This window comes from Spirosoma sp. (assembly GCF_026391055.1).
Taxonomy (GTDB): domain Bacteria; phylum Bacteroidota; class Bacteroidia; order Cytophagales; family Spirosomataceae; genus Spirosoma.
On record NZ_JAPLET010000026.1, the window covers coordinates 366339 to 383136 of the forward strand.

Annotated in this window: 15 protein-coding genes; 4 read left to right on the forward strand and 11 right to left on the reverse strand. The window is 49.7% G+C overall.

Going from position 1 to position 16798, the window contains the following annotated elements:
* Window positions 1-103 precede the first annotated feature (103 nt).
* The 7 genes from NT073_RS24990 to NT073_RS25020 all read right to left on the reverse strand — a co-directional run bounded on the left by NT073_RS24990 (window position 104) and on the right by NT073_RS25020 (window position 6794).
* On the reverse strand, window positions 104-442 hold the full coding sequence (locus NT073_RS24990; protein WP_297379099.1) for a DUF3098 domain-containing protein: 339 nt from the start codon (window positions 440-442) through the stop codon (window positions 104-106).
* 85 nt (window positions 443-527) lie between these two features.
* Window positions 528-1409 (reverse strand): permease-like cell division protein FtsX, encoded by an 882-nt coding sequence (locus tag NT073_RS24995; RefSeq protein ID WP_297379101.1) that lies wholly within the window; start codon window positions 1407-1409, stop codon window positions 528-530.
* Between the two features lie 115 nt (window positions 1410-1524).
* On the reverse strand, window positions 1525-2283 hold the full coding sequence (gene truA, locus NT073_RS25000) for a tRNA pseudouridine(38-40) synthase TruA (protein WP_297379103.1): 759 nt from the start codon (window positions 2281-2283) through the stop codon (window positions 1525-1527).
* Between the two features lie 126 nt (window positions 2284-2409).
* Complete coding sequence (locus NT073_RS25005; RefSeq protein WP_297379105.1) at window positions 2410-3780, reverse strand: DUF6600 domain-containing protein; 1371 nt, start codon at window positions 3778-3780, stop codon at window positions 2410-2412.
* Window positions 3781-4024: 244 nt separating this feature from the next.
* Window positions 4025-4849 carry a mechanosensitive ion channel domain-containing protein gene (locus NT073_RS25010; RefSeq protein ID WP_297379108.1) on the reverse strand — a complete coding sequence of 275 codons (825 nt, stop codon included), beginning with the start codon at window positions 4847-4849 and terminating at the stop codon, window positions 4025-4027.
* A gap of 201 nt (window positions 4850-5050) precedes the next feature.
* Window positions 5051-6001, reverse strand: coding sequence for a magnesium/cobalt transporter CorA (gene corA, locus NT073_RS25015; protein WP_297379110.1), 951 nt, complete (start codon window positions 5999-6001; stop codon window positions 5051-5053).
* Between the two features lie 103 nt (window positions 6002-6104).
* Window positions 6105-6794 (reverse strand): peptidoglycan recognition family protein, encoded by a 690-nt coding sequence (locus NT073_RS25020; protein WP_297379112.1) that lies wholly within the window; start codon window positions 6792-6794, stop codon window positions 6105-6107.
* Between the two features lie 246 nt (window positions 6795-7040).
* Between NT073_RS25020 and NT073_RS25025 the strand changes: the two genes are divergently transcribed.
* On the forward strand, window positions 7041-8357 hold the full coding sequence (locus NT073_RS25025) for a chorismate-binding protein (protein ID WP_297379114.1): 1317 nt from the start codon (window positions 7041-7043) through the stop codon (window positions 8355-8357).
* A 57-nt stretch (window positions 8358-8414) separates the two neighbouring features.
* On the opposite strand, the gene NT073_RS25030 is transcribed toward NT073_RS25025, so the two are convergent.
* The gene (locus NT073_RS25030) at window positions 8415-8594 is read right to left on the reverse strand and encodes a hypothetical protein (RefSeq protein ID WP_297379117.1); all 180 of its coding nucleotides are present in this window, start codon (window positions 8592-8594) and stop codon (window positions 8415-8417) included.
* 91 nt (window positions 8595-8685) lie between these two features.
* Window positions 8686-8949 (reverse strand): adhesin, encoded by a 264-nt coding sequence (locus tag NT073_RS25035; protein WP_297379119.1) that lies wholly within the window; start codon window positions 8947-8949, stop codon window positions 8686-8688.
* A gap of 162 nt (window positions 8950-9111) precedes the next feature.
* Here NT073_RS25035 and NT073_RS25040 point away from each other — a divergent pair, with 162 nt between their 5' ends.
* Entirely contained in the window at window positions 9112-10185 is a 1074-nt protein-coding gene (locus NT073_RS25040) for a glycoside hydrolase family 130 protein (protein ID WP_297379121.1), read from the forward strand.
* 42 nt (window positions 10186-10227) lie between these two features.
* Here NT073_RS25040 and NT073_RS25045 read toward each other — a convergent pair whose 3' ends face one another.
* On the reverse strand, window positions 10228-10884 hold the full coding sequence (locus NT073_RS25045) for a DUF6624 domain-containing protein (protein WP_297379123.1): 657 nt from the start codon (window positions 10882-10884) through the stop codon (window positions 10228-10230).
* A gap of 102 nt (window positions 10885-10986) precedes the next feature.
* On the opposite strand from NT073_RS25045, the gene NT073_RS25050 reads away from it, so the two are divergent.
* Both NT073_RS25050 and NT073_RS25055 read left to right on the forward strand, forming a co-directional pair.
* Window positions 10987-13944, forward strand: a complete 2958-nt coding sequence (locus NT073_RS25050) for a prolyl oligopeptidase family serine peptidase (protein WP_297379124.1) — start codon at window positions 10987-10989, stop codon at window positions 13942-13944.
* 190 nt (window positions 13945-14134) lie between these two features.
* Window positions 14135-15271 (forward strand): hypothetical protein, encoded by a 1137-nt coding sequence (locus tag NT073_RS25055; protein ID WP_297379127.1) that lies wholly within the window; start codon window positions 14135-14137, stop codon window positions 15269-15271.
* Here NT073_RS25055 and NT073_RS25060 read toward each other — a convergent pair.
* Entirely contained in the window at window positions 15234-16430 is a 1197-nt protein-coding gene (locus NT073_RS25060; protein ID WP_297379129.1) for a lipase family protein, read from the reverse strand. The genes NT073_RS25055 and NT073_RS25060 overlap by 38 nt on opposite strands.
* Window positions 16431-16798: the final 368 nt, after the last annotated feature.

A 16798-nucleotide genomic window follows, 5' to 3' on the forward strand; every position in this document is an offset into this window, starting at 1 on the left:
AGTTAATCGTTTGTCGTTTGCAGTTAATTGGTTGCCAAGAGCAGACAAACTTATGGCAAGCAGAATCAAACGGCAAATAACAAACGATTAACAATTAAACTTTTTACGCTTTGGGCCGGGCCAGAATCGCGAAAAACTCAAGAACAAAGCCCCCCATAACCACCAGCGGACCGAGTGTCAGGCCTAGGAAGCCAAACCCGAACTCCTCTTTGTCGAGACTCATAATAAAGAACCCGGCCAGAATAACGCCGATACCCGCCAGCATAAGCGTGTAGTTCTGCCGCCCGAAGGGAAGCGCTGCCGCCGAGTCGCGCCGTACTGGCTCTGCAGCAAACGCCCGCGTTGGTGCCGTTTTAGGCGCTACCTGTGTTGTGTCGGCTATTTTTTTAACTGGTTCATCACGCATCAGCGTAGGCGTGCCAGCTTGTTTATCCTTTGCCATATTCGTTCGTCAGTTATGCTTTTTGTGTAACTGTAAAAATCAAGCTCTAGTTTACGCTCCTTTTATAGGTAGCGCTTCATCTTAACTAATATAACTCATCCAATGTCAGGCCCAAATACCGATTTACAGCCTGAAATGTGCTTAAGAAGCCAATCAATACGCCCAGGCCCACAATACCAGCCATTAGGAAAATCATTTTTTCGGTGTCCTGAAAAGCGCCCAGTTCAGGGAGGTTATGAATAGCGACCTGCAAGCCGGCAATGAGTAGAATAACGGCAATGACACCCGCCAGAAAACCCTGCCACATGCCCCGTCCTAAAAACGGTCGGGTAATAAACCCGTTTGTAGCCCCTACCAACTGCATACTTCGAATAAGCAAGCGCTGCGAATGAAGTGCCAGCCGGATCGTGTTATTCATTAGCACCACAATAATCAGCAACAGAATGAGGGCGAATGCCGACATGATGGCATAAATTTTTGTAATGTTTCGATTGATGTTGTCAACAAGATTCTCCTGATAAACAACCTCAAATACACCGTCAATTTCTTCCAGGTCCTTTTTTACTTCCTGCAATTTGGCTTCCTCGAAGTAGCCCTCGTCCAGTTTGATGCGGTAGCTGTCATGAAGTGGATTTTCACCCAAAAACTTCGAAAAGTCTTCTTTCGTTTCAGCAATAAACTCTTTAGCAGCATCTTCTTTTGTAACCAGATTAACCTGGGGCACCCCGTTGGTCTTCAGGATGTAAGGCCGTTCGGAAATCGTCCGAAAGAGTGCGCTGCTCTTCTTTACATCGAGGTCTTTATCCAGAAATGCCCGCACTTCGTAGTTTTCGCGGATATAGGTCACCAGTTTTTTCGACTGTATAGCCAGCAATCCGCAAAAACCGATCAAAAACAAGGCCAGTGTCAGACTAAATAAGATCATGCCACTGGGATACGCACCTACTTTCTTCTTGTTACGAGCCATTTATGGGGTTCGTGTTATGAGACAAAAATAATGGATTCCACGGGGGAACGGTCCAAATTAACAAAATTTAAGGGGAAATGCAGTCAAGTACAGAGGGATATGGGCAGCGAGCAAACTACGTCCGCTTCAGAAACACCTCAGCCGGATAGCCGACTTCCACCAGATACAAGCCGTTTGCCGGTGCAGCCCGGCCCGCTATTTTACGGTCCCGGGCCAGAATAATTTTCTCAAACTGGTCAAGGCTCATACGGGCCTGCCCTATCTCGAGCATAGTCCCCACAATGGTCCGCACCATGCCCCATAAAAATCGATTCGCTTTAATGTGAAACGTCAGACAATCGGTATTTGTATAACTCCAATAAGCAAACTCAAGTTGACAGTGAAAGTGAGTAACATTAGCCCTCGCTTTGCTGAAACTCTGAAAGTTAGTGTGCTGGAGCAGCAATGTACAAGCCTCATTCATCAGATCGACGTTCAGCTGCGGCCGAAAATGATAGGTTAGAGTACCCTCAAAGGCATTTTTCTGACGAGTAATATGGTATTGGTAATACCGGGAGACTGCCGAAAAACGAGCATGTGCTTTATCCGAAACCGGAAATATGGCGTGAATGGCGATATCTTCCGGCAGCATACAATTGAGCGAATAGATAAGGTTTTCGGTTAGATCCAGTGGCTCCTCACTATCAAAATGAGCAAACTGCTGTTTGGCATGCACACCGGCGTCTGTTCGACCACTGCCCATAATGTACACGGGTTTACCCAATCGTTGACTCAAGGCAGCTTCCAGCGTAATTTGAACACTTATGCCATTGGCCTGTGTCTGCCAGCCATGATAAGCCGTTCCCCGATACGATAACTCAATAAAATAACGCATAATGGGCAAAAGTACCGCTTAATCAGCACTTAGCGACTGACTAAGCCGAGCCAATCGACAAAACGGCCACCAAAATGAAACATTGTTCACTTGGTGGCCGCTCCAGGTCTTTCTGCCGATTCTGCTTTAACGAGGTCCCCGCTGGCGTTCGCCCGCGCCATTCACGCGTTGCGACTGCTCTTGAATACGCTGCTGGGGTTGAGCACCTCTATTTTCTGAAGACCGTTGAAAGCCCCCTCCATTCTCGCTGCGTGCTCCGGGTATTGATGGTGTATTTCCGGGGCTCTGATTCAACCGCTCCGTTCGCTGCTCATAGGTTCGGTTAGGTTGTGTTTGCTGGAGGCCGGCTGGCTGATCGTCTCTACGGGAAAACCCTCCCCCCTGCTGTTGAGGCTGGGCGTTACCCGGCGAATATGACCCGCGGCCAGATTCAACAGGTGCGGACGGAGTTGGGGTGTTATTCCCCGGCGCCGGTGTGCTATTATACCTGTTACGGTTTGGTGACGCTGGGGCGTTGTTAAAGTCGCCGTTATAGGTTCCACCCCGGTTAGGACTGCCGTTATACTCTCGGCTCGGCGTAACAGCGTTGCCCTCATAAGAACGGCCAGGCGAATTATTGCCATTATATTCTCGATTAGGGACGTTGTTGCCACCATTGTACGGATCACGACCGGGCGTGTTGTTGTTGTTATAATCGGGACGCCGGTTGTCGTAGCGATCGTTATATCGGTCACGATCATTCCGCCCATAATTCTGTCCGTAACCCGACGGTTGACCAGGACGATAAAAGCCTACGGAACCATTGCCTACAACCGACCGACCGGGACGGTCCAGCGGGTCAATCCGGTAGACAGGAACACGCTGGCGGGTTACACGCTCAATTTCATACCGGTTAGGACCGTACACATAAGCCCGGTTGTTTGACCGGTACACGTTGTTGATAATGGTTGTGTTCTGGTAAATATTTATAACGTTTGGCCGCGCCACCCGGTAGCTGTAAAGCCTTGGACTGGTGATGTAAATTTGCGGCACAAAGGTCCAGTAAGGAGCCGGAATGTTGATATTTACGTTAATGTCGATCCCGGGGCCCAGGGGTGCCCAGCCATAATAACCGCCCCCCGTGCGCCACGATACCCAGGCTGGACCCCAGTCGTTGCCCGGCACCCACGCCCAACCGTATTGGCTATCGAAAAACCAGCGTCCGTAGTGAAACGGTGCCCAACCCCATGCGTAATCAGATACCCAGGTATTACCGAACTCCGTTACAACCCAGTGGCCGTCCGTTGCGTAAGGCTGGAAATCCGGTCCCACATTAGGGATCCAGACAGAGCCATATACCGGATTGGGAATCCACTGTCCATAAGGAGCCAGTTCGTTATAAAAAGTTTGTATCGGAACACTTATCCCCGGCTGAGCCGTAGCTTTCTGGGGAGCGATTGGGTCGATGGCAAGTACCGCCATCAGGCCAAGCAGCTGTATTGTTTTCAGGATAGTCATGACAGTAGGTCGTTATCTACCGCGTATCGAAACGCGTCGAAGGTTAGATGCAGTTATCCTTCGAACGTTTAACCGTCCCTCAAATAAAGTGTTCACTCACCCTGATCTAATTGGGGGATGCTTTGTAGCCATTTTGATCATCCGCGCTATTCCTAAGCTAGTGCATGACCAGGATAACTACAAGGCGTACCCGACTAACCGCGTCATTGGAAGTCGAAAGAAACTACGTAAAGGTTAGCCCGTTTTACTCTTCGTTTGTAATAAACATTTTTGGTTTCGGTGCTTCTATACCATCAATGACAAACTGCCGGGCAATGCACTCAAGCATGTAATAGTACGTGTCCCAGTAGTGCTCGCTTTTAGTCCACACCCGCACGTCGTACTCTCTTGAGTTAGGATTTAGTTTCGCAATCAGTACATCATGTTCCCGATCTGGCAGCGCGTAAGGGCAGCTGCCAATAGCACGCATGAACGATGCTTTGGTTGCGTCAAGATCATTTTGGCTACCCACGCCATATACTTGATCGACACGAATTATGCCCCTGGTACTAATGTTCACAATGGCCGTCGTTGACAGTGGTCCGTTGGGCAGAATAATGGTCTTGTTATCGAGGGTCACCAGGGTTGTATCAAAAATCCGGATTGCTTCTACGGTCGCCGTAAAACCTTGAGCCGTAATCAGATCACCAACCCTGAATGGTTTGAATATCAGGATCAGCACCCCACCGGCAAAGTTGGCCAGACTTCCCTGAAGGGCCAATCCAACGGCCAGACCGGCTGCCCCTATAATAGCCACAAAGGAAGTGGTTTGGACACCGAGCGTACTGGCAATGCTTAACAGTAACAGAACACGAAGCAACCCGTTTACCAATGACAACAAAAATGGCTGTACATCCCGGTCAACATGCCGCTTAGTCATCATGGACGACAGTAATTTTACGATCCAGCCAATGATCCAAAGGCCAACGACAAGCGTTACAATGGCTAAAACTATTTTGCCGCCGTAAATAGTGGCGAACGCCAGAATCTGGTCGTAAATACGCTCTACTCTGTTTTGTGCCTGCTCCATAAACATTAAAAGAAATTGTTTGAGAATCAGACGAAAGGAAACAGAAAAGTAACTTACCTGACCCTGCAAAAGACGGCTTGCCTAGGCGCTTGCACGGCTAAAAATTGTTACTGAAAACCAGACGCTTGCCTCAGCCGCGCCACTGCTCGAAATGCACTCCCCCGAAAAAGGGCCTGTACAATACATAAATTTACTTGCGAACTACAGCCAGTTCTTACGCCGGAATATCCAGACGGTAAGGGCCGATGAAAAGACCATCATAGCCAGGGCAAACACGTAGCCGTATTTCCAGTGGACTTCGGGCATTTCGTCGAAATTCATTCCCCAGATGCTGGCCAGCAACGTGGGCGGCAGGAAAACAAGCGATACCACCGTAAAGATTTTTACGACCCGGTTTTGCTCCAGGTCAATCAGACCGAGGTATGTATTTTGTAGGAACTCCAGGCGCTCAAAAATGAAGTTAGTATGTTCAATAAGGGAATTTATGTCTTTGATAAGTGTTCGAAGTCGTTGCTGCTCCGCTTCGTTGAACCAACCGTCTGACCGAATCATGGACGTAATAACGCGCTGCTTATCGACCACGTTTTCCCGAATCAGCATGGTTAATTCCTGGTAGTCATTGATATTAAGCAGCATCTCGCGGTCCAGGTTGGCGTCGAGATCGAGCAGCCGGTTGATAGCTTTGATTTCGCCGGAGACAAGCTCAATTAAATCCGCATCGTAATCAATACGGGACTCAAAGATTGAAATCAGGATTTGCGCGCCATCACTGAATAAAGCCCGGCGCGATTTGATGCGCTTTACCGTATCGGCAAATGATTTGAGGTCGGCGTTGCGGTAGGTAAACAGCGTGTCATCTTTGAGCAGGAAACTTACGGGCACGTTGATATACCGTTGATCGGCATCGGGCACCAGAAAGTTAGAATTAGCAATCAGGTAATCGTCTTCTTCAATATAGCGTGAGCTACTTTCAATTTCCAGTTGCTCCTGCTGACTTAGAAAATCGACATCGAACTTCTCCTCAACACTTTTGATTTCGGCGGGTGTAGGGTTTTGCAAATCCACCCAGAGCGTCCGCTCAGTATTGGAGAAGGAGTCGATATCACGAATTTTCCGGACGGCGGTGGCGTCCTGCTGAAAGATACGGATCATAAAGTCGAGAGGAGATTTTCCGGCTGCGAAGTTCGCAGAAAAGAAACCATTTATCCCGCTCCTTTTCGAATTTATGTCACCTGGCCGAACAGTATCCCGACATCTACTCGGCCTGCAACGGACTTCCTTTCAGCTTCAAGTCTTTAACCTGCCTGCGTACATTCTTCATAAATTCTTTTCCGGGGTCGGTTTTACTGGTCAGGTAAGTTGAGTCGGTTTCTTTCCAGAGCGGAGTACCGATAAAATCTTTGTATTCGTAATGACCAATCAGGTACTCAATGGCGTAGCGTTGCTTCAAGTAACGCACTAACTGCACATTGGCGTCAAGCTGCGCGTCGGTCAGGTTGTTATTTCCCACATTTTCGATACCGATAGCGCAATAATTCAGCCCAATGCAATGCCGGGTAAAAACCGTATCGGGCAGAAGTCGGTAAATCGTACCATCGCGATCAACGAGAAACGGAACGGATATATTTAATCGACTAGCTGCCTGAATGTCAGGACGATCCGTCAATACACTCGGATTAAACAGGTCGAAGGCAGCCTGAAGGGTTGGTACGGCCGTCCAGTGCAGCACAATCATTTTCGGTTTTATGTAAGGCGCCGATTGCTGAATACCATGCCGTCTGATCAGATAGTCGAGCGATAACAGCTTTCGTTCTTCATCAAAAACGATTGGTTTCTCAATTATCCTGAAGACAGGCGACTGAGCGGAGCAGACAGTCAGAGACACCAAAGCCGCTATACATGCTAGCTGGCAGCGTAGTTTTGGCAGAGCGAAACGAGTTTTCATGATTGAACGACTTGGGAGCGCAAAAAAAGAAACTCTGCATCACCTAAGCGGCTTTTCTTTTTTACCGTTGCAAAATTGGGTGATTTTCCCGGCTACCCAACCACACCTGCATCAGAAACAGGTAACTTCGCTACCTGACTATCTGTACGTTAAGCATGCCTGAGAACTGTTTTACATTCTTACGCACAAATTTCATGTACAAACTGTTATCTCTGCAACGGGGCCTAACCCGCCCGGTTATCGGCTATGCAATCTGATTATTTTAGTACAGCTTCATCAACCACTGAATCATACACGCGAACCGGCAAACCCAGCGCCAGTCAGCTCTGGGAAACGGCTCATCTGCTCGGTTTTCCGGCGGCCCTCTGGCGATTGCCCAACAAGCGCGACAAGCACCTGATCGTCTCCTTCGATGAGGTACTGCCGCGCGTATCGGCGGATCTTGACGAACTACCGGCTGGCTTCCTGATTAGCCCTTTCGATAATCTGGCCAGCACCGCCCCCACCAACATGTCATCTGGGGCGCTATCGGGTGCCAGTATCAGCACACAATCGCTTTTTTTGCGGGCCGACCTCCAGGTATCTTTTTCAGAACGGTCTGGTAAAACCGATGTCCGTATTGCAGAAAACACCCCAGCTGACAAGTTTCGGCAGGCTTTGCGTGAGCAAATGACAAACAAGACGCCGGGAAAAACTCCGCAGACGGTCACTCCGCTCTCCGATCCGGAGGCACAGGCAGCTTATGTACGAAATGTAAGCCTGGCCATAGAAGCCATGCAGCGGGGTGAGTTTCGAAAAGTGGTGTTGTCAAGAACCAAACAGGTACAGTTTGCCGATGCGCCCGACGCCGTGGCTTTATTCGACAAGCTCTGCACGGCTTATCCAACCGCATTCATATCGGCCGTATCGATACCCGAAAGAGGACAGATATGGATCAGCGCTACGCCCGAACGGCTCGTGAGTGTTGATGCCGCTGGCTTGTTCAGAACGGCATCATTAGCGGGAACGCAATCGGCTTTTGAGGCAGACGGAACGCAAAAGCGGCCCGCCGGAGCCATGTGGTCGCAGAAAGAGATTGAAGAGCAGGCCCTGGTGAGCCGCTATATTATTGAGTGCTTTAAAAAGATACGCTTGCGCGAATACCTCGAAGAAGGCCCTAAAACGGTTATAGCCGGTAATTTGATGCATTTAAGCACCTATTTTACCGTGGATACGCAGGCCGTTCGGTATCCGCAGTTGGGAACGGTGATGCTCCGTTTACTGCACCCGACCTCCGCTGTTTGTGGTATGCCCCGCGATGCCGCTTTTAACTTTATCAGCCAGTACGAAACGCACGATCGGGAGTTCTACAGCGGCTTTCTGGGACCGGTTAATGTGAGCGTAGATAATGAAGGGGCTGAAAGTGACTTGTTTGTCCATATCCGCTGTATGAAGCTGGAAGGGAACAAGGCCACTCTTTATGCCGGTGCAGGCCTCACGGAGGACTCTATACCTGAGCGGGAATGGGTGGAAACAGAAATGAAATGCCAAACCCTCTTACAGGTACTGATGAATGATAAATGATGAATGAAAACACAAGCGTGATCATTCATCATTTATCATTCATCAGGCTACATTCCTTTAAGCGCCTTCGGCAGGGTCGTTTGGAGCGCGCGAACCATCTTCAGTAGTGCGATCACCGGCTTCACTGGCTGCAGACGATTGCGTATCCGCATCAGGTGCGGTGCCTTCCGTAACGGCGTCCTCCGACGAAACGATTGATTTTTCTTCTGGTTCTGGGGTCGATGCTAGATCTGCCATGCTGGTGATTGAGTAAGAAATGTAGTGAACTGATTAATACGACTCACAATACTATACTGGGCGTACCGGTAATTGGTTTACCCGATACGCATCAATCCAGACTATCGTCGTCGTCAAGGTCATCTTCAATCGAGTCGTCGTCCAGATCTTCATCCAGATCATCCTCATCGAAGTCCTCTTCAATGTCGTCTAAATCATCTGCTCCATAGCCGCTGGCGGCTCCGGAGCCCAGTTCATCGAAATCAGCACCCGCGTCGTCGAAGTCATCGTCGTCGTCGTCGAAGGCGGCTGTTTCTGGATCTGGGTTAAGCATCAGAACATCTTCGTCCTGATCAAATGCTGGCTCGTAAATCATGGTCAACAGAGTATAAAAGTTAGTTCACCCCTCATAACGCGTCAATTTCCCGGAAGGTTTAGTCATTTTACAAAGTTCCTGGACTTTTTGCCGCCGAACACTGTCTTCTTTTTATGAGTTACTGAGTATGTGCGTTCTACGCCCCGCATTAATTCAGTATAAATGAGACACTACCAACTCCGACGGCTTTCGGACCTGCCCATTATTCAAACCAGTGATGTTAAACCAAGCGTTTCGGGTTTTGAGGTACTGGGTGCATTCAACCCGGCAGCCTGCTACTTCAACGGTGAAATTCTTCTACTCCTGCGTGTAGCCGAAGCCCCGCCCGCTGAGAAGGGGTTTGTTATTGTCCCGCTCATCGAAGAGCAGGACGGCGTTCCTGGGTTGACGATCAAACGATTTCCGGAACCCGCCGGGCCTTATGACCCTCGGGTAGTGTCCCTCGATGGCACCGTATATCTAACCTCTTTGAGTCACCTTCGTCTGGCACGTAGCCGCGATGGCGTTCATTTCACCATCGATGAAAAGCCGTTCCTGTTTCCGGCCCGGATGGACGAATCGTACGGAATTGAAGATGCCCGAATCACGTTTCTGGAAGGCAAATACTGGATTACCTATACCGCCGTTTCAGAAAATGGGCCGGGCGTTGGCCTGGCCGTAACAACCGATTTCGAGACGGTCGAACGCATGGGGATGATTTTGCCGCCACCCAATAAAGATGTCGCGTTGTTTCCCCAAAAAATTAACGGCAAGTACATGCTACTACATCGCCCGATGGTTTCAGAAATCGGCAAACCATCGGTATGGCTGGCCGAATCGAGCGATGGCATTCATTGGGGTAATCACAAATTTCTGTTCGGTGGCCGTGGGCAGGCCAATTCGGGAGTGCTTAATGAGCCGTTTGCCTGGGAAGGTGGAAAAATTGGTGCGGGTCCCGAGCCAATAGCAACCGATGAGGGCTGGCTGGTTTGCTATCATGGGGCCGATGCCACCCATGCCTACGCGCTGGCTCTCGCTTTGCTTGATACCAACGATCCCTCAAAGGTACTCGACCGGTCCATTACCCCACTGCTCACCCCCGAACTGGCCTGGGAACGGGACGGCTTTTTCCCAAATGTAGTTTTCGCAAACGGCTGGGTTCAATGGCCAGCCGAAAGCGACCATGCCGGAGAAATCTGGGTGTATTACGGTGCTGCCGATTCGGGCGTTGGCCTGGCAGAACTGATACAGTCCTAAATCCGGATCAACTCCTGAAAAAGATAAATCCCAGCGCCTTCCTTACAGGGCGTACATTTTTCGTATGGCATCGACGGTACTGCCCGGTTCGTAAGCGGCATTCAACCGGTTGGCGTTTTCTTCAACCGTCAACTCAAAACCGGCCTGCTTCCGGCGCTTATTAACCTCCTTTGCGTTGGCAATTGGCCAGACAAAACAGCGTGACTGTTTCGTACTTTTTAACGGTTGGCAGGAAACCTGTGTGCCATACAGTTGGGGTTTCCTGCTATACATTAAAGATCGGTCGAGCATCATCGCGTACTGATAAAACGGCAATTCTCCCTCGTCAGCCGCTTTTTTTATCACGGGTAAGTACGTATCAATTTTGCCGGAATGCTGGATAATGTAAAAGATGGCTTCATTACTGGGCGTACCTACCAGGCTCTTTCCGGGATACCCCCCTTCTTTCAAAATAGCCTCGGCACGGGCTATGTTGCTAGTATCAATTTTTGTTTGCTCGGCCCATAACCTCCCCGCCAGATTGGCCCGATCCACCTTGTAGATTTTACTCAAACTGTCGGTTAAGGGTTGATTATTTCCCAACTTGGTAAGCCACTCACGGTTGCGCTGGTCCAACACATACATGCTGTCGAGTTCGCTCTTCAGCCGCATATTCTGCTGGCTATAGCCATAAAAGGGCAAACCAATAGCAAATAACATAAAGAATGGTATGTATCTCATAACTAATAGACTGATAGAGTGACACTAACAAACAAATGATGACTTTTTCGTATTTTCGTTGAAACGCAAACCTATTCCTTCATGAGACACTTCTGTCAACTAATACTCTATTTTTTCCTTGCAATTCCCCTTCTTGCCCAAAGCCAGAAGCGAGCCCTAAATTCAACAGACTACGATCGCTGGCAAAGTGTGCGGTCTGAAAAAATATCGGACGATGGCCACTGGATTGCTTACCAGATTGATCCCCAGGAAGGTGATGGACGATTGGAAGTTGTATCGTCTACAGCCAACACAAACCGAAAGGAGTATGTTTTCCCAAGGGGTTATATGGCCCAGTTTACCCCCGACAGCAAGTTTCTGGTGATGCGGCTCAAAGCGCCATATATGGCCACCCGAAACGCTAAGCTCAAGAAGAAAAAAACAGATGAACTGCCTAAAGATAGTTTGCTGGTCCTGAATCTGAGCACGGGCAAACCGACAAAGCTCCCAAATGCGAAATCGTTTGTCTTCGGTAAGGACACCGGTTCCTGGCTGGCTGTAGTGCAGGAACGGAAAGACGAACGCGCTGCACCAGCATCCAAAAGTGCTTCGCTTAAAGATACGCTCACACCCTCGGCCCCCGTTTCGACGACCACCATCGCCACGCGCAAAGGACCGGTAAAAAAGCCCAAAGGCGACGATTTAACCCTGCTGAACATGGTCGATGGCACGCGCAAAACGGTTAGATACGTATCAAACGTGGTAATGTCGGACAACGGACAGGCTATTTTTTACAGCAAAGAGTCGGCCAACGACTCCTTGAAAACGGGCGAATCAAGCGTACCAGGGGTATTTCTGTTTAATACGGCCAATGGGCAGACCATGCTTATCGACACTAGTTCAAAACGAAAAATATACAAAGGACTGGCCATTGATAAAGTCGGCCAGCAACTTACCTGGATGGCCTCCGCCGATAGCGCCGGTAGTGATGTAAAAGTCTTCACGCTATATTATAAGAACCTGTCGCCAACGGTCGCGGTCAAAGGCAAAAGGTCGAAAACGGCGGCTCCCGAAGCTCCTTTCAGAGTAATTGCGGATACACTAACCTCGGCCTTACCCAAACGGTGGTCGGTAAATGAATATCGCGAGCCAAAATTCTCGGACGATGGCAAACGACTTTATTTCTCCACGTCACCCATTGCGCCTAAACCGACGAAAGATACCCTGACACCTGAGGATGAAAAAGTCAAAATGGATGTCTGGACCTGGACCGACACCCGCTTGCAGCCCATGCAGCAACGGCGGCTCAAGGAAGAGAAAGAGCGTGGATTTTTGACGGTGTATGACGTGGCAAGTGGGAAAGTTATTCCCTTGGCCAGCCGGGAAATCCCAACGGTAAGCTTTGATGCCAAGACAAATTCCCGCTACTTATTGGGCCTGAGTGACCTGCCCTATCAGGTTCAGGCCTCCTGGGACCCCGGCCACACCGACCTGTATCTGATCGATACGCAAACGGGTGAGAAAAAGAGAATTGCTAATGATGTTATGGCGTCGCAACCCAAATTATCGCCCGAAGGCAAGTACGCTTACTGGTTCGATGAGCGCGACTCACTCTGGCGAGCGTGGTCGATAGCCGATAGTCGACGGCTGGATCTGACCCGTGGCTTGCCAAGCAAGTTTTTCGATGAGGAACACGACACGCCTAATTTACCTGGTGCTTATGGCTCGGCTGGCTGGACAACCGGCGATCGCTACCTGTGGCTTTACGACCGTTATGACATCTGGCAGTTTGATCCAACCGGTAAAGAAAAACCAACCAATCTGACGGCTGGCTGGGGACGCAAAAATAAAATTCGCCTGCGCCGGGCCGAAGTAGAAAACGACGACGACACCCCCGGCCGACGATCAGGAGCGGCTGAGAAAGCCATCGACCCCAAAGCTGAACTATTTCTGACGGGTATCTGGGAGAGCGATAAAGCGACCGGTATTTTAAAGAGTAAGAACGGGCTGGCCGTTGCTGAACCAACTGTATTGACCCGAAGCAACCACCGTTATTTTGGGCTGAACAAAGCAAAAAATGCCCCAGTTATGACGTTTTATAGGGGTAACTACAAAGAGTCGACCAATCTTTTCCAGACGGATACGACCCTTGCGGCTCCTGTTCAGCTGACCCGGACGAATCCCCAACAGGACAGCGTTCGGTGGGGAAGTGCAGAAATTGTGAGTTGGATTGGCACAAACGGTATCAAGCTGGAAGGCTTGCTATTTAAACCGGAGGGCTTCGACCCTAGCAAGAAATACCCTATGCTGACCTACTTCTATGAGCGCAACGCCGAAACCCTGAACGACTATCGGGCTCCTTCGCCCAGCCGGTCGACCATCAATATTCCGTACTGCGTTTCGAACGGGTATCTGGTTTTTGTACCGGACATCGTGTATACAACCGGCCAGCCGGGTCCCAATGCCTACGACTGTGTTGTACCTGGCGTATTGAGCCTGCTCGACAAAGGCTTTGTAGATCGTAACCGGCTGGGCATTCAGGGACAAAGCTGGGGTGGTTACCAGACCGCCTACATCATTACCCGCACTAATCTTTTCCGGGCGGCAGAAGCCGGTGCGCCAGTGGCAAACATGACATCAGCTTACGGCGGTATTCGGTGGGAAACGGGCATCAGCCGGGCGTTCCAGTACGAAAAAACACAGAGCCGCATTGGCGGAACCCTGTGGGATAAACCGATGAATTATATCGAGAATTCGCCACTTTTCTTCGCAAACCGGATTGAAACGCCCCTGATGATGACCCATAACGACGCCGACGGAGCCGTCCCCTGGTATCAGGGTATTGAGATGTTCTCGGCACTGCGTCGGCTGAACAAGCCGGTCTGGATGCTGGTCTATAACGGGGAAGGCCACAACCTGACCCAGCGGCACAACGCCAAGGACCTCAGTATTCGGTTATACCAGTATTTCGATTACTACCTGAAAGATGCCCCCATGCCGGTCTGGATGAAAGAAGGCCGGAGCGCGGTAGAGAAAGACCGGGGTGAAATGAAGTACTGATCTTTACAGTATAACTAGCTGCGGGCGTTGGTTCGTGGATCGGTGGGTAGCCAGAATTTATACTTCTGCTCACCGATCCACGAACCAACGCCCGCAGCTAGTTATACCGTATCATTAATTGGCGAAGTCATCATTCGTTTTGCGCGTTTAATCTGCGAGATTTGCAGACCTATTTATCCTTTTCATACCTATGAATGTTCGATTGTCTGCCCTTTTCTTAACAACACTTCTGCTGACTTACGGCTGTAAAACAGCAAAAACCCTATCAACTACCACGTCCTTTACGGCCACAATTACGGACGAAGGATTTATCAATTGTTTTACCGCCGGTACAACCCTCAACAATCAACCCATCTGGTGTGAAGCCTCGGCCGTACTCTATGATGGTAAAAACCTGTTCCTGGCTAATGACAAAGACATGCCTGCCGGACAAAGCCCGGTCTTTACCAAGACGCTATCTGCGCTGGGCGATTCCACAGAAACACCGGTTTATTTGACCCAGCCCACGTTTTCCGCAGCCCGCAAATACGAAGATTTCGCCCGCACACCCGATGGAAAGTTTATTCTGTTGACGACCGCTTTCGACCGGGTGAAAGAAGGCAGTCACGACTGGGACGGGTATAACACGATTTTGTACTGGCGCTCCGGCGATGAGCAGCACCCGTATGTACTCGCTCCGGACAATACCAGCACAACCTCTATGTCGTACCGGCAGCAGATAGCGAAACTACTGGCTGATGCTGCGTTTCCGGCTGGCATGCCCTACTTCAAAATAGAAGGGCTGGCCGCTACAGACAAGCAACTTCTCTTCGGCATTCGGGAAGAGGGAAAATCATACGAAAACTTCTCATACAAGGCCAAAGTCATCAGCGTTACGTATCGCATCGAGAAACATAATAACGTAGATCGGATTCGGCTGGCAAACGACTGGCGGATTATCAATAACTTCGACGTAGCGTCTGCACATCCCGAGCTGCCCAAGCCACTTGCCCTGTCGAGCCTGGAGTACGATCCTTACAATAAGCAGTTCTGGATGTTGACATCCATGGAGGCCAATGGGAAGCTGGATGCCTATTTATGGACTATATCGGCCACTGATCTGTACGCGAACAGACCGTTTACGCTGGTTCGGGATGCCAAAAGGCAACCGCTGCACACGCCCGGTCATAAAGCAGAAGACCTGACGCTCCTCGACGCCAGTCGTCTGCTTCTGATTCATGATGATGACCGAGCACGCACAACGGTTGGTACGCGAACCAGGCAGCCCAATCAGGCGGCCTACACCATTATTACTGTATCCCCCCAAAAAACTCGTAGGTCCCGGTAATAAACGTCAGGATTCCGGTAGCGTGGGTAGCCCCACTGATGCGAATGAGTCGTACGTTGGTAGCACCCCGTTTTTGCATGGCATCGTAGGCATTTTGCGTATTCAGAAAGGACACCGTTTCATCGGCATCGCCGTGGTAAAGACGGGTTGGGGTTCGCGGTTTCCAATCGTGAACATCATTATCCTGCACGGCCGCCAGAAATGCCTTGTCGGTTCCATCGTTAATGCCCTGCTTGAAACTATCCGTGAATGTTTGGTTAAGGCTAACAGGAATGTTAACCGATTGCCCCTGAGCGGCTATCTGCGACGCATAGGGCTCCTTAAAATAGGCCGTTGCAGGCCTGTTGAGTCCATAAATACGATCGTACGTCTGCAACACCCATAGGTACAAACGATTTACGTAGTCAATTCCGGACGTTTTTTCGTTGATGATCTGTTTCATGAAAGCGGGTTTGTCATAAGCACCCGCCCCGCAACTAGACGCAACCAGATTAAACTCCGAGCCTGTTTCTTCTTCCAGCTTCTTCTGTAAGGACATGGTGGCGTATCCGCCTTCAGAATAGCCCGCAATGAACAATCGCTTGTCCCAGTTGATTTTCTGATCGTTCAGGAAATCGCGGGTCGCCCGCAGCATATCGAGGGAGGCCGTAGCCAGACCATTCCGCTGTTCGTAGGTATGGGGCAGGTCTTTAGAGGCCCCATACCCGATGTAATCGGGGGCGGCAATGATATATCCCTGCGATGCGAATACCGACCCAAAAGTATAGGCCTCGCTGGACGAGCGAAAGTAAGACGGCGCATCATTGTCACTGGTAATGGTTCCGTGTTGCATACTCAGCAAGGGGGCAGCGGTCGTTACGTTGGGAACAATCAGCGCACCCGATGCTTTAATGGGCTTCCCATCCGTATTGGTCGTGGTATATTCCAGCCGGTACGCCTTGATTCCATGTAAAATAAAAAATTGAAACAGCGTCGTAGCGCCACTAAAACGGCTCCGTAATTGGTCGGGTGTGTACTCGCATATGAGCGTACTACCAACCAGCGTTCGTGTGGGCGCTGGCACTACAGACTCACTGCCGGTTGATTGCTTGCAACTGGTTGGCATGACCAGCAGCACAGTTCCGACCAGGAAAAGAATAAGCGTTGATTTCAGTAACATTATATGGGGATTATCGCGCGATTATCTACTTCTTTTTTAACGTATCCGCGCCCCTTTTCGTTTACTGAAAACGCGCAAAAGACAGCCCCCGATCAGAGATCAATTCATTGTATATCAGACGATTAAATCTAAAAAGAAAAAGAATAAGTATATCATTTTTTAAAACTTGGCTTTGGGCGTTTACGGCTCGTGTCACCTTTCCTTACACAGCCGTTTCCACTTATGTGGAATAGAATCTACAACTATAGGCATCATACTTCCCGCTTACTCTACAAGATTACTTCAGATTAATAAGTATCTGTCAGCAAAAAATAATATACCATAGACCTCAAGTATACTGACTATCAACTGCATAGCTAAATTTCAAC